Origin of the sequence: Vibrio intestinalis, assembly GCF_025195085.2 — a bacterium.
In the GTDB taxonomy this organism is placed as follows: Bacteria; Pseudomonadota; Gammaproteobacteria; order Enterobacterales; family Vibrionaceae; genus Vibrio; species Vibrio intestinalis.
Genome location: NZ_JANAVY020000002.1, coordinates 158,461 through 172,570, shown reverse-complemented (window position 1 = coordinate 172,570; position 14,110 = coordinate 158,461). Strand labels below are relative to the sequence as shown.

Sequence of the window (14,110 nt, the reverse complement as noted above, 5' to 3'; positions counted from 1 at the left end):
CCTAATTAATGGTTTGGTCTGCGAGAATCACTTCGACACCCATGTCGAGTAAGGCTTGGTGCGTGCTGTGCGGGATATTGCTGTCGGTGACTAGCACATCAATTTGGTTGGCCGCACGAATCATGCAAAAGCTTTTGCGGCCAAATTTGCTTGAGTCCGTTACCGCGATAACTTGATGCGCAACCTCGCACATGGCGCGGTTGATTTGTGCTTCATGGTTGTCTGGTGTGGTGATACCCGCTTTGAGGTCGAAGCCATCGACCCCTAAGAAAAGTTTGTCGAATAGGTAAGAGCGAACTTGCTGTTCACCGTGGTGACCAATCAGAGAGCAAGAAGCTCTGCGTAATGTGCCGCCCACGACATGTAAATCGATGTTTTCATTGCCGCTGAGTTGGTAAGCGGTGTTGAGTGCGTTGGTCATTACTACCAGTTGCTGCTTGTCACTCAGGTACTGAGGCATTAAACCGATGGTAGAGCCGGAATCTAGGATGATAGCTTCGCCGTCTTTCACTAGTTTGGCTGCGGCCAAGGCAATGCTCTGTTTGGCGTTGCGGTTGATTTGATCTTTGCGGTAAAGAGGCTGATCGAATGCGAAGTTTGGGTTCAAACTAGCGCCGCCGTAGCAGCGGAATACGCAGCCTTCTTTCTCAAGTAAATTCAGATCATGACGAATGGTTACCGCAGACACATTAAATTGGTCGACAAACTCATCCACACGGCCTGAGCCATGAGTGCGAATATGCGCCATTATCTTTTGTCTTCGTTCTGCACTGGTCATTACCAATTCCTCTTTCGTTACATTTCATTTGTTCTTAGAAATGTTTCGATTTCTTTTGATTGGTATTAAAGCAGGGCAAACAAAACAAAAGTGAAAGTTAGATCACACCCTATTGTCTTTCGGTTTTTGCCCAAAAACCCTTTCGTTCTCATTAAAGTGAAAGGTCAGTCTTTCGGTTTTTGTGGTGTGTTATGAATTGAAAGCCGCTATTTTGCTGACAAGTGTTAAATTGAAAGTGAAAGAGGGAAAATTGTGGCAATGAAAGTAGGGGTTTCGGAATGTCACCTGCGCGAGATCACACTTTGAACAAGTGAGTAAAATTTGTGCAGGGTGAAATGAAGAATAATCGCGACCAAGCGACTATTCATTCAGTTGAAACCAGTCAGTAGATGATCGCGATAAAAAGCGAAATAAGAGGTGTAGTGAGATTGGTCTATGAGACATCAACAATTCGAACATCTACGCCAAGCGCGGTTAGATGATCGAGGTAATCTTGTGGAATGCCGCCATCTGTAATCAACATATCGAGTTGCTCAGGGCGAGCAATCAAGCAAAAGCTTTGGCGATTAAATTTAGAAGAGTCGGTGATCGCGATAACGGTTTGGGCGGCTTCAACCATTTTACGGTTAATATCCGCTTCCCCTTGATGCGGGGTCGTGACGCCAGTTTGTTTATCAAAGCCATCCACGCCTAAAAATAGCGTATTAAATCGAAAGCCTGATAAGAGCTCTTCACCACCTGAACCGTGCAAAGAGTATGAGTTCTTACGCATCATGCCGCCGGTGACCATCACCTCGACCTCATCTTGATTTGCAAGGTGATAAGCGATGTTGATCCCGTTGGTCATTACGGTCAAATCACGTTTCTCGTGCAGGTGATGGGCAATTTGCTCAGTGGTCGAGCCTGAATCGAGAATGATGCGATCACCATCTTGTATGAGCGAAGCAGCGTATTGGCCAAGTTTGGCTTTGATACTGGAGTGTATTTGCTTTTTATCGTTGAGTGGGCGCTCAAACGCAAATTGATTATTGATCAGCGCGCCGCCGTAGCAACGAGTTACACAGCCTTTCTTTTCAAGGAAGTTAAGATCGCTACGGATGGTCACTTCTGAAACGTCATACAGCTGGGAAAAGTAGTTCACATCGCCTTTTTGATTGGTTTGTATGTATTGCAAAATGGCGTCGCGACGCTGAGCGGTGGTGGTCATAATTTATACTGTGCAACAAGATGTTTATAAACGAAGAATATCAGTGTTTTAGTTTGGCCGAAAATCAATAGATTAGGGAGTGCGACTTAGCGTCCACTTTTGTAAAGCGGATATGAGACGAGTGCGAATATTAAGCCACTGACCACACCGCACAAGTGAGCTTCAATCGCCACTCGCGCTTGAATCAGCTCGGCCGTAGAGGCTGAAGGGCCATAAACAAGTTCCCATACCACTTTTGCTACCACGCCAATTACCAGTAACCAGCTAGATGCTCGACCTTGCAAGGCCTCTCTGAGTGCGTAGTAAGCGAACAAGCCATGTAACGTGCCCGACAGCCCAACGTAGCTCTGAATATTAGTATAAAGAATGCCGATGCCTACGCCTAAACTAACGAATACCAATAAAGCCAGTAGTGATCGAACACTCGGTTTAAAAATGAAAGTGATGATCCACAGCGCGGCAAGATTCATCGCTAAGTGGTTAAAGTTGGTATGAGTGAAGTTTCCTGTTAGGATGCGCAACCACTGCCCTTGTGGGATAAGGTCCGCTTGCCAGTTGGCCACGGATGCCAAGGGTTCAAACTGCAACGCAAAGCAGACTGCACTTACCGCTAACAAACTAAAGATTAATTGCCAGCCATGTCTCGTTATTGTTCTCAATGTGGAAAATCACTCAAAGCGTGTATTTGTCAGTGGGTACAAAGCCTACCATCGAACGTCGAGTTAATCATCCTCCAACATCCAAGTGAAGCAAAGCGCCCTATGGGGACAGCTCGCATTCTTACCCTTTGTTTGTCAAACAGTTATTGTTTTGTCGGTGAGAACTTTACCGACCATTCGCAGCTAAATCAGCTATTGTCAGAGAGTGATTATCGTCATTTTGTTTTGTACCCGGGTGAGCAGGCGATAGAGTTGATTCAGCTTGAAAGCCAATCGACATCAACCAAGCAAAAGTATCGGGTTATTTTGTTAGATGGCACGTGGAAGAAAGCCTTCAAAATGTGGCAGCTTTCAACCAATCTACATTCGTTAGCGCAAGTGAAACTGCCGAATGATTTGAAAGGAAACTATCGGATTCGCAAAGCGCCAAGTGACAATTCACTTTCTACCGTTGAAGCGGGCTATTATGTTTTGCAAGGCCTTGAGCCAGAACGCGACTTTTCACCCTTACTGGTGGCATTTGAACAAATGATAGAGTTTCAAATTGCTCAAATGCCAGCGGGCGTGTTTGAGAAAAACTACCGCCAATAGTCTCTTCCCCTAGCTTTACAGCGGAGAAAACAGTTGCTGGTGGAGGCGCTTAGCATGACCATCGGTAATGGATGAGATGTAATCTGCAATCACCCGCATCTGCGCGGCTTCATCTTTGGCATTACGCCAATCTGTTCTCACTTCTAATGGCAATAGGCGCATTGGGTCAGCACTCATGGCTTCAAAGATATCCATGATGATTTGTTGACCCTTGTATTCCATCACCTGTACGTGCGGCGCTTGAATCACATATTGACTCACAAAGCGTTTTAGAATTTCTAACGCTTTGGCCATGCTTGGCTCTAAGTAGGCATTGAACGCCAGTAGTTTAGAATCAAATGGGGCATCGACGGGTTTAATGGAAATACTGGTCAGCAGGGCATTAACCATGCCGCCAATCGCATCTTTGCGTTGGTAGTGTGTACCAGCAAACAACATTTCATTGACTGAAGCGATGTGCTTTTCAAACCATGGGTCACCACATTCTGCCAATTGGCTGGCTGCCGCTTCCAACCATTGGTGGCGATTCACCATGCCTAACACAATCGCATCTTCTAAATCGTGCACGCCGTAGGCGATGTCATCAGCTAGCTCCATAATTGAGCAGTCTAAGGATTTATAACGCGTTTTACTGTGTTGTTCAGGGCTAAGCTGCTCGTCACGCATCTGGGAGAAAACCTGTTTTTCCCCATCGGTGAGTGGTTGTAAGATCCAGTCAAATAATGCTGAGTCACAATCGTAAATGCCTTTCGCCGGAGTCCAATCGTGAGCACGTAACTTTCTTTGATGGGAGACAGGCTCTGCGCGCTGTTTAGCTTGCGTAGCACTAATAAGCGCAGGATATTTGATTAAGCCGAGTAGGGTGCGGCGCACAAGGTTCATTCCGAAGTTTTCGGTATAAGGCTCGAGTTTCGTTACGATGCGGAAGGTTTGCGCGTTGCCTTCAAAACCGCCATGGTCACGCATCATATAATTGAGTGCGATTTCACCACCATGACCATAAGGCGGGTGGCCGATATCATGCGCGAGACAGATAGAATCGATCAGGCTATCGGTAGGCAGTAAACTACGAAATTCAGGTTGCTTCTTTTTGATTTGGGCGACGATTCCCGTGCCTAGTTGGGCTGCTTCCAGTGAGTGAGTCAGTCGGGTTCGGTGGAAATCATCGATGCTGGTGCCGTGTATTTGAGTTTTCGCTTGGAGGCGACGAAATGCCGCGGAGTGGAGAATGCGGGCTCTATCGCGTTGATAAGGGCTGCGATGGTCATCGCGGCGGATTTTATGCTCATCGTCATGACGGCTTTGCCACATTGGGCTGAGATCAAAAGTCATACGCGCACTCCTTAACTTGGGCCAACCAACAATCAGTAATTAGAAATATTCACTCACCTGTATTTTCCGAAGAGGAATTTATCCGGATATGTTCAACTTATTTCATTACCATACAGTGTGTTAGCTGATTTCGTCTAGTGATAGTTCAAAGCTTGGCGCAAAAGTATTAAGAAAATAGTCCATTTCTGGGGTATGACGCTCTTTTAAGGTGATATCAAGGCGTTTTTTTGCCAAAGCATATTCGTGATTTCCGGCGCTAAGTTCTTCTAAACATTTAAGATAGGCGCAGATGGTATCCGCTTGTTTAACGATTTTTGCGTCTTCACTGTGGGCCGATTGAGAGACTAAATAAGGCGCAAAGTCCTCTTGGAACTCTTCTGGCAACATGGAAAGCAATTTTTGCTCTGCGGCGGCTTCAATCTTCTTATATTCTTTGGCGATCTCTGGGTTGTAGTATTTCACCGGAGTGGGTAAATCACCGGTTAATACTTCACTGGTGTCATGGTACATGCCCAATATAGCGATACGTTCAGGGTTGACGTTACCACCAAACTTTTTGTTTTTGATCAGAGCAAGGGCATGGGCAACAAAGGCGACTTGTAGGCTGTGCTCAGAGATGTTCTCTGTGGAGACAGAGCGCATCAGTGGCCAACGCTGTATTAGTTTCATCCGAGCGAGATGAGCGAAAAAATGGCTCTCTTTCATGACTTGTTTCCTTCCCTTTAAATCTTGTCTCAAGATAATGGCCTATTGAGTCACCATCAATAAAAAAGCAACCACCTGATTGCAGATGATTGCTTTAAGAATAAGAGACTTAGGTTTGAATTGCTACTGGCTATATGTCGACAAGAAGCGTTCAAAGCGGCCAATGGCGGTTTCTAAGTCTTCCACGTGTGGCAACGTCACAATGCGGAAGTGATCCGGCTTAGGCCAGTTGAAGCCAGTCCCTTGTACTAGCAGTACTTTTTCTTGTACTAAGAAATCGAGCACCATTTTTTGGTCATCGTGAATCTTGTACTTTTTCGTATCAATTTTCGGGAATAGGTACATCGCACCTTTAGGCTTCACACACGATACACCTGGGATTTGGTTGATCAGTTCCCAAGCACGGTCGCGCTGCTCAAGTAAGCGGCCACCCGGTAGGATCAGCTCATTGATACTCTGATAACCGCCCAATGCGGTTTGAATCGCATGCTGCATTGGCACGTTGGCACACAAACGCATCGACGACAGCATCTCTAAGCCGGCAATGTAGCCTGTCGCTTGATGCTTCGGTCCAGTCATAAACATCCAACCGCCACGGAAGCCACAAACACGGTAGGCTTTAGATAGGCCATTGAAGGTCATCACCAACACATCGTCAGTAAGCGTCGCCACAGAGGTGTGAGTTGCACCGTCGTACAGCACTTTGTCGTAAATCTCATCAGCAAAGATAATTAGCTTGTGCTGACGAGCAATTTCGATCACTTCCAACAAGAAGTCTCGGCTGTATACCGCGCCAGTCGGGTTGTTTGGGTTAATCAGCACAATGCCGCGTGTTTTTGGTGTGATTTTGCTGCGAATGTCATCGAGATCTGGGAACCAGTCTGCTTGCTCATCACAGATGTAATGCACCGCTTTACCGCCAGATAGCGCTACAGAGGCTGTCCATAGCGGGTAGTCAGGCGCAGGAACAAGCATTTCATCGCCATTATTTAGCAGGGCTTGCATTGCCATCACGATCAGCTCAGACACGCCGTTACCAATGTAGACATCTTCCACATCTAAAGAGCGAATGCCTTTCTTTTGATAATGCTGTACCACGGCTTTACGCGCTGGGTAAATGCCTTTTGAGTCACAGTAACCTTGCGAAGTTGGCAAGTTACGAATCACATCGACCAAAATTTCATCTGGGGCGTCAAAACCAAATGGGGCGGGGTTACCAATATTTAGTTTCAGTATTTTATGCCCCTCTTCCTCCATGCGCTTAGCATGTTTGAGTACAGGACCTCTAATGTCATAGCAGACATTATCGAGTTTTGACGACATCCCGATATTTTGCATTGTGTAAAACCTAAAAATAATTGAATTTCTTTATTAAAGTACACCAAAATGGGGTTTGGTAGAATATAAATCTGACTTTTAGCGCTTTTTAGTTCAACTACCATCTGGGCGTAATCACAGGATTCTGCAAAAGATTGCTTACGATCTTGATCTGCACGCAGTGTATAATTAGATTACTCATCTAAATCGATTGTCATCGAGGTTTATTTGTCATATTTCCAGCAAGCCATTACCGAACTGATTAACCGTGTAAAGGATGCAATTGGCGGGGAAACTCGTCTGGTTCAAGTTCTACCGCAAAAGCCTGATTTTGCGTGCATTGATTGGTTACAAGCTCAGCCTTTGTTTCCAAAGTTTTATTGGCAATCAAGAGATACCCAAGAAGAAGTGGTGGCATTAGGCCAACTACATACTTTTACTGAACCTGCACCTGCGTACGCCTGTATTAGTGGCGAGCAACGTATTTGGGGTGGACGCTCTTTTGATGGTCAAAGCGACAAAAACCTCGATTGTCCGGAATCTTTCTTTTTCTTACCGCAAATAGAGTTAATTCGTGAAGAGACGCGTTGGTCTTTGGCGGTTAACTTTCATCACGATAAGCAACTTGCCGTTAATGCTTTGAGCAGTTTGAAGCATCAGGTCGCGAGTTTATTGCCTTTGTCTGCCCACGTTAAGCAGATGAGCCATAGTCCAGAGCAGCCGCAATGGACGCAATTGGTCGAGCAAGCCCTTACAGGTATCGAGCAGCAAGCGTTTAAAAAAGTGGTGTTGGCGCGTAAGACAACTCTTGAGTTAGACGCAGCGATTTGCGGCACTCAACTACTCAAATCCAGTATTGAACATAATCATCAGAGTTTTCACTTTATGTTAGCCCTTGATGATACCCATTGCTTTTTAGGCTCGACCCCTGAGCGCTTATATCAACGCTTAGGCGCAGAGCTTTATACCGAAGCACTTGCGGGTACGATTGGTCGTGGTGACAGTGCAAGCCAAGATATGAAGCTCGCGAATTGGCTTTCTCAAGACAGTAAAAACCTCAATGAGAACCAATTTGTGGTGGATGACATTATAGAGCGCCTCACGCCATATTCAGATGTGGTGGAAGTTGAGCAAGAGGTGCGCTTGGTGCGCCTGCGTAAAGTACAGCACCTCAAACGCAGTATTCGTGCGCAGCTCAAAGCAGGCGTTAATGGTGTTCAGCTGCTGTCCTGCCTGCAACCGACAGCGGCTGTAGCAGGGCTACCAAGAAAAGAGTCGATGGCCTTTATTCAACAGCATGAGCCTTTTGCGCGCAGTTGGTATGCTGGCTCTATGGGTTACATTAGCCATGAAAAAGCCGAGTTTTGCGTTGCGATTCGCAGTGCGCAAGTCGCTGACGAACAAGTTCATTTGTATGCAGGCGCGGGGATTGTACCGGGCTCTGTGGCTGAACATGAGTGGCAAGAGCTGAATAAAAAGATGGCGACGTTGTTGTCGCTGATTACCGATCATCCACCGTTAGGAGTAGCCTCTTAATGGCTCAGCAAACTCCAATTTCAGACCAAGCGGTATTAAACCGAATTTGGTCGCAAACACTGCTAGAAGAGTTAACGCGTTTTGGCGTTGAACAAATTTGTGTGGCGCCGGGGTCGCGTTCTACTCCGCTCACTCTAGAAGCGGCAGAAAATACAAAGCTGACGCTTCATACACATTTTGATGAGCGTGGTTTAGGTTTTCTGGCGTTAGGGCTAGCCAAGGCGAGCCACAAGCCGGTAGCCATCGTGGTGACTTCAGGCACCGCGGTCGCTAACTTATTGCCCGCGATTGCAGAGGCTAAGCTAACTGGTGAAAAGCTGGTGGTGCTCACCGCAGATCGTCCTGTAGAGTTGGTGGATTGCGGCGCTAATCAGGCCATAGTGCAAAGTGGTATTTTCTCTTCGCATGTCACAGCAAGCCTCGAACTGCCGACACCGAGCACGCAAGTTTCATTGCGTTGGTTGCTGACATCTGTTGATGATGTGATGTATCGCCAGCAGCAATTTGGTAGTACGGTGCATATTAATTGTCCGTTTCCTGAGCCGCTTTATTCCGACCAAGATAAGTCTATCTATCAAGATTACTTAGCGCAGATATCAGCTTGGCGAGAGAGCCAAAAACCTTACGTAAACAAAGTGCTGCCACAGGCAAGCTTTGCATCCGACATCGACTTGAATTGGATGGCTCGCAAAGGCGTACTTGTAGTTGGCAGTGTGGAACTCAAACAGGCGAAATTAGCGCAGCAACTAGCAAAGTATTTAGGATGGCCTTTGCTGTGTGATGCACAATCTGGCTGCACCAGTGAGTGGGCCCATTTTGATATTTGGCTGCAAGATGCCAAGGCCAAAAATGATCTCAGTGAAGCGCAAGTTGTGGTTCAGCTTGGCTCTCGAATCGTTTCAAAGCGCCTCAACCAATGGCTGTGCAGTGCAGTGGAACAGGGCGCAGAGTACCACTACGTGAGTCCTCAGTTATCACGCAACAACCAAGCTCACTTGCCACAAATTCATCATCAGAGCGACTTAGAAACTTGGCTGGATACGCACATAGCGCGAAGTTACGATCTAGTTATTGATAATGCGGGTTGGGCAGACTCTCTCAAAGGACAAAGCCAGCGAGTTGCGAATATTGCCAAAGACGTGTGTGCGGAAAATGTGTCTCTGTCAGAGTTAGAACTCGCGTTAACGTTGCAGCAATTACCAAGTAAAGCTCAGCTATTTTTAGGCAACAGTTTATTTGTGCGTTTGGTCGATATGTTTGCCCAAATTGATGGCCGAGCTGTTTACTCTAACCGAGGAGCGTCGGGCATTGATGGCTTAGTGGCGACAACTGCAGGAGTGGTAAGAGCAAATCAACAGCCAAGTGTGTTGTATATTGGTGATACGTCACTGCTTTATGATGTGAACTCTTTAGCGTTGTTCACTGAGCAACAAACACCAGTTGTGATTGTGGTAACCAATAACGATGGCGGCGCTATTTTTGATTTGCTGCCAGTGCCTAAACAGCAAAAGCAGGCTTTGTATCAAATGCCTCATGGCTATGATTTTAGCCACGCAGCAAAGCAGTTTAAGCTTGGCTATCAATTGGTGGCGACTCGGCAAGAGTATCAACAGCAGCTAGAACAACATTTGTTATCTGGCAGTGGCGCATTACTGTTGGAGGTGCAAACACCTCCGGAACAAGCGTCGAATCAAATTAAACAGGTACTGAATCAGTTACATGCTCGCTTATAGCTATCATCCACCGAAAGACCCACAGACAGAAGCACCAGTATTGGTGTTTCTGCATGGTTTGTTAGGTGATGGCTACGATTGGCAAGCATGTATCGAGAACCTTCCTGAGTGGCCGTGTATTACCCTTGATTTACCCGGCCATGGCCAAAGCAAACACATTCAATGTGACGATTTTGCTCACGTTTGTCGGCTCATTTTTGACACTTTACTTACTCTAGTAAAGGGTAATTCTTCTATAGTATTAATCGGTTACTCATTAGGTGGGCGCATTGCAATGCATGGCATTGCTCATCATGCCTTTGAGGGATTGCCTATACCACTCGCGATAATTGAAGGCGGTAACTTTGGTTTACAGGCAGAAGAGGAAAAGCAGCAGCGTTGGCAAACCGATTGCCGTTGGGCAAACCGTTTCAAATCTGAGCCAATTGAACAGGTATTGAACGATTGGTATCGCCAAGCGGTATTTTCTTCATTAAACCATGCGCAAAGACAAACTTTAATTCAGCTACGCAGTGCTAATCTAGGCCCGGCGATTGGGCACATGTTGCAAGCAACATCACTTGCGAAACAAACGTTTTTGCTGAATCAATTACGCGATAGCAGCACGCATTTACATTATATATGCGGCGCAAAGGATCATAAGTTCAGCCAGATGGCACAGGCCAGTGGCTTAGCTTTCAGTCAAATCGCAAATGCAGGACATAATGTACATAAAGAACAACCTCAAGCATTTGCGCACCAAATTAAAGAACAAATTTGCACTCATTTCGACGAGTGAATAGCTAAAACAAACAGGAATCACCATGGCTAAAACAGTAGGTATTTCAGAACAAGAATTATACGCACCAGTGAACTGGCAAGATTGCAGCGAGCAATTTGAAGATATTCATTATCACAAGTCGGAAGACGGCATCGCAAAAATCACCATTGCACGTCCACAGGTACGTAACGCGTTTCGTCCACAAACAGTAAAAGAGATGATCAATGCACTGGCAGATGCTCGCTATGATGAGCAAGTGGGTGTGATTATCTTAACCGGTTTGGGTGAAGATGCGTTCTGCTCTGGCGGTGACCAAAAAATCCGTGGCGACTACGGCGGCTACCAAGATGATAGCGGTACTCACCACTTAAACGTACTGGATTTCCAACGTCAAATTCGCACTTGTCCTAAACCAGTTATCGCAGCCGTTGCAGGCTGGGCAGTTGGCGGCGGCCACGTACTTCACATGATGTGTGATTTAACCATCGCAGCTGAAAATGCACAGTTTGGTCAAACAGGCCCGAAAGTGGGCTCGTTCGATGGCGGCTGGGGCGCATCTTACATGGCGCGTATCGTGGGTCAGAAGAAAGCACGCGAAATTTGGTTCTTATGCCGTTTCTACGATGCGCAAGAAGCACTAGATATGGGCTTAGTAAACACAGTTGTACCACTAGAAGACCTAGAGAATGAGACGGTTCGTTGGTGTCGTGAAACGCTACAGCACAGCCCAATGGCACTGCGTTGTTTGAAAGCCGCACTGAACGCGGATTGCGACGGCCAAGCTGGTCTGCAAGAGCTAGCGGGTAACGCGACTATGATGTTCTACATGACGGAAGAAGGCCAAGAAGGCCGTAACGCATTCAACGAGAAGCGTCGCCCTGATTTCAATAAATTCCCTCGTAACCCATAGAGATCATTAGGATTCGCAGCAGCAATGAAAATAAATTGAGATTAGATTGAATCTTAGTGAATGAAATCGGGTCTATATCATTGCTGTCTGTTCGTTTTATGAGTCCCTTCAACGAGTGAAAGAGAAAGATTATGAGGTCAGCTAAACTGTACCGATACGCTCTGCCAATGGATAGCGGGGTGATATTGCGCGAACGTCGCCTGACGGAGCGCGAAGGGTTCATTATCGAACTCGCAGAAGAGGGCAAAATCGGCCGTGCCGAAGTTGCGCCTTTGCAAGGTTTTAGCACTGAAACCATGGAAGAAGCCTATTCTCAATTGGTCGAGCATTTAAGTGCATGGCAACAAAACAAAACGCTTGATCAAAGTGAGATGTACCCATCAGTCGCTTATGGTTTATCCATGGCTCAGCTAGAGTTGAACCAAGGTTTACCTGCTGAGGGTATCTATGACTCTGCGCCTCTATGTAGTGGTGACCCAGATGAACTGCTGCCAAAACTGCTTAACATGGAAGGTAAAAAAGTCGCCAAAATCAAAGTTGGCCTTTATGAACCGATTCGTGATGGCATGGTGGTTAACTTGTTCTTAGAGTCTATCCCAGAGTTAACATTGCGCCTTGATGCCAACCGCGCATGGACGAAAGAGAAAGCGCTGAAATTTGCTAGCTACGTGACGCCGTCGTTTAGACAGCGCATTGAGTTCATCGAAGAGCCTTGTAAAGTGCCGGGCGATAGCTTTTCGTTCGCCATCGATACGGGTATTGCAGTCGCATGGGATGAAACACTGCAACATGCAGTGCGTAAGCCAGATTTCAAACTGAACGATTTCACCGGCGCGAAAACCATCGTAATTAAACCGATGCTGATTGGTTCGGTAGAAACCTGTGCATCGCTCATTGAACAAGCGAAAGCGATGGGTATCAAAGCGGTAATTAGCTCAAGCATCGAAAGTAGCTTGGGCTTGAATCAATTAGCCCGTTTAGCTAAATGGTTATTGCCTGATGAAGTACCGGGACTGGATACCAATAGCCTGTTTGCTTCTCAGCTTGAAGTGCCGTGGCCGGGCAGCGATCTGCCTGTTGCCAAGCTCTCAGATCAAGCGTTAATCTGGCAAGCTTAATGGCAGTCAGCACACCTGTACAAAACTGGGCTCGCACGAGCCCAGATGCCCTCGCGGTTATCACTCCTCACCAATCACTCTCTTGGTTGCAATTACAATCTCGCATTGACCATCTTAGCGCTCAGCTGAAACAGCAAGGCATTAAGCAAGGTGATGTTGTCACTTGTGTGGGTCGCAACAGTGAGCAGTTATTGCTGCTTTACTTGGCGTGTATTCAAAGTGGGGTAATCTGCGCTTTTAGCATGCCAGAGCCTAAGCAAAAGCTTACCGATAAGCTCAAGCGTTTATACGCTGACAGTGCTCATGCGTTGATTTGGACTGTGGATGATGCCATCTGCTTAAACGCAGTGGTCAACGGGAACGTCGTCAAACTCGATTTTACCTGTCTTGAAAACCTATCTGGTTTAGAGCATCAAGCTGCGGGCGTATTTTCACCGCAGCAGTTGTGCTCAATAGTATTTACCTCTGGATCGACGGGCACGCCTAAAGCCGTCGCTCATCAATTCGCGCAGCATCAGGCCTCGGCGCAAGGTTTGTTGGAACAGTTTCAGTTTACCCAGAGCGATACTTGGTTGCTGAGTTTGCCTATGTATCATGTTTCCGGTTTAGCCATCGTACATCGCTGGTTAAGTGTAGGAGCATGTTTAAAGGTCGGAACGGGCGATCTTATGGCCGACATCCAAGGAGTTAGCCATGCTTCACTGGTCGCGACTCAGCTAGAACGTTTACTCGCTTCTAAGCAAGCATTGTCTTTAACTCATGTGCTGCTAGGTGGTAGCCACGTCGATTTGTCATTAAGTCAGGCTGCGGCTCAACGCGGCATTGAAACATGGCTAGGCTACGGCATGACAGAAGCCGCCTCGACGGTAACAGTAAAAAGGATTGACGCGAACTACAGCGCAGGGAAGGTTTTGCCTCAGCGCCAATTAGATATTCGCGAGGGGCGAATTTGGGTTGGCGGTAACACGCTGGCCAGTGGCTATTTCCAACAAGGTTCACTGACTCCGATTGTTGATTCAAATGGTTGGTTTGATAGTAAAGATCTCGGCCATTGGTCAGAGCATGGCGAGCTCATCATTGTCGGCCGCGCGGATAATCAGTTTATTTCAGGTGGCGAGAACATTCATTGTGAAGAGATCGAGCAAGCCCTTGCTCTGCACCCTCATGTATCACAGGTTATGGTTGTTGCAGTGGAAAATTCCCAATACGGCGCTCGTCCAATTGCACTTGTCAGTAGTGATATAAATTTTGAGTTGGGTGAACTCAATCAGTGGTTAGATGACAAACTCGTGCACTTTAAACACCCAGATGCTTACCTAGAGCTACCTCAGCAGTTATTGTCTGGCGGAATTAAACTCTCGCGACGAGATGTAAAAAACTGGCTGGCGGAAAACACGGATTGGGTTCCGGTTTAGGTCGTTTTTAGTGACTCAAAGTTATATCACAGAGCAAAAGTGAATTTCT

At 46.6% G+C, this 14,110-nt stretch carries 13 protein-coding genes; 7 read left to right on the top strand and 6 right to left on the bottom strand.

Annotation, left to right across the window (positions count from 1 at the left end; all coding sequences use genetic code 11):
• Position 1: 1 nt before the first annotated feature.
• From agaR (MU515_RS05275) to rrtA, 3 genes are all read right to left on the bottom strand, one after another.
• Complete coding sequence (agaR, locus tag MU515_RS05275; RefSeq protein WP_260259331.1) at positions 2-778, bottom strand: transcriptional repressor AgaR; 777 nt, start codon at positions 776-778, stop codon at positions 2-4.
• Positions 779-1,211: 433 nt separating this feature from the next.
• A complete protein-coding gene (gene agaR, locus MU515_RS05270; protein ID WP_260259330.1) occupies positions 1,212-1,985 on the bottom strand; it encodes a transcriptional repressor AgaR in 774 nt (257 codons plus the stop codon).
• Between the two features lie 86 nt (positions 1,986-2,071).
• Positions 2,072-2,635 (bottom strand): rhombosortase, encoded by a 564-nt coding sequence (rrtA, locus tag MU515_RS05265; protein WP_349775408.1) that lies wholly within the window; start codon positions 2,633-2,635, stop codon positions 2,072-2,074.
• Between rrtA and MU515_RS05260 the strand changes: the two genes are divergently transcribed.
• On the top strand, positions 2,624-3,235 hold the full coding sequence (locus MU515_RS05260) for a tRNA-uridine aminocarboxypropyltransferase (RefSeq protein WP_260259328.1): 612 nt from the start codon (positions 2,624-2,626) through the stop codon (positions 3,233-3,235). The two genes, rrtA and MU515_RS05260, sit on opposite strands and share 12 nt — an antisense overlap.
• 15 nt (positions 3,236-3,250) lie before the next feature.
• On the opposite strand, the gene MU515_RS05255 is transcribed toward MU515_RS05260, so the two are convergent.
• The 3 genes from MU515_RS05255 to MU515_RS05245 all read right to left on the bottom strand — a co-directional run bounded on the left by MU515_RS05255 (position 3,251) and on the right by MU515_RS05245 (position 6,610).
• Complete coding sequence (locus tag MU515_RS05255) at positions 3,251-4,567, bottom strand: anti-phage deoxyguanosine triphosphatase (RefSeq protein ID WP_260259327.1); 1,317 nt, start codon at positions 4,565-4,567, stop codon at positions 3,251-3,253.
• Between the two features lie 120 nt (positions 4,568-4,687).
• A complete protein-coding gene (gene yfbR, locus MU515_RS05250; protein ID WP_260259326.1) occupies positions 4,688-5,272 on the bottom strand; it encodes a 5'-deoxynucleotidase in 585 nt (194 codons plus the stop codon).
• 123 nt (positions 5,273-5,395) lie between these two features.
• Entirely contained in the window at positions 5,396-6,610 is a 1,215-nt protein-coding gene (locus MU515_RS05245) for a pyridoxal phosphate-dependent aminotransferase (protein WP_260259325.1), read from the bottom strand.
• A 207-nt stretch (positions 6,611-6,817) separates the two neighbouring features.
• Here MU515_RS05245 and MU515_RS05240 point away from each other — a divergent pair, with 207 nt between their 5' ends.
• From MU515_RS05240 to menE, 6 genes are all read left to right on the top strand, one after another.
• The gene (locus tag MU515_RS05240) at positions 6,818-8,125 is read left to right on the top strand and encodes an isochorismate synthase (protein ID WP_260259324.1); all 1,308 of its coding nucleotides are present in this window, start codon (positions 6,818-6,820) and stop codon (positions 8,123-8,125) included.
• Positions 8,125-9,858, top strand: coding sequence for a 2-succinyl-5-enolpyruvyl-6-hydroxy-3-cyclohexene-1-carboxylic-acid synthase (gene menD / locus MU515_RS05235; protein WP_260259323.1), 1,734 nt, complete (start codon positions 8,125-8,127; stop codon positions 9,856-9,858). Before MU515_RS05240 ends, menD begins: the two co-directional genes overlap by 1 nt.
• The gene (gene menH, locus MU515_RS05230) at positions 9,845-10,636 is read left to right on the top strand and encodes a 2-succinyl-6-hydroxy-2,4-cyclohexadiene-1-carboxylate synthase (protein WP_260259322.1); all 792 of its coding nucleotides are present in this window, start codon (positions 9,845-9,847) and stop codon (positions 10,634-10,636) included. Before menD ends, menH begins: the two co-directional genes overlap by 14 nt.
• A gap of 25 nt (positions 10,637-10,661) precedes the next feature.
• The gene (gene menB / locus MU515_RS05225; RefSeq protein WP_260259321.1) at positions 10,662-11,528 is read left to right on the top strand and encodes a 1,4-dihydroxy-2-naphthoyl-CoA synthase; all 867 of its coding nucleotides are present in this window, start codon (positions 10,662-10,664) and stop codon (positions 11,526-11,528) included.
• A 131-nt stretch (positions 11,529-11,659) separates the two neighbouring features.
• On the top strand, positions 11,660-12,646 hold the full coding sequence (menC, locus tag MU515_RS05220; RefSeq protein ID WP_260259320.1) for an o-succinylbenzoate synthase: 987 nt from the start codon (positions 11,660-11,662) through the stop codon (positions 12,644-12,646).
• Positions 12,646-14,061, top strand: a complete 1,416-nt coding sequence (gene menE, locus MU515_RS05215; RefSeq protein ID WP_260259319.1) for an o-succinylbenzoate--CoA ligase — start codon at positions 12,646-12,648, stop codon at positions 14,059-14,061. Before menC ends, menE begins: the two co-directional genes overlap by 1 nt.
• Positions 14,062-14,110: the final 49 nt, after the last annotated feature.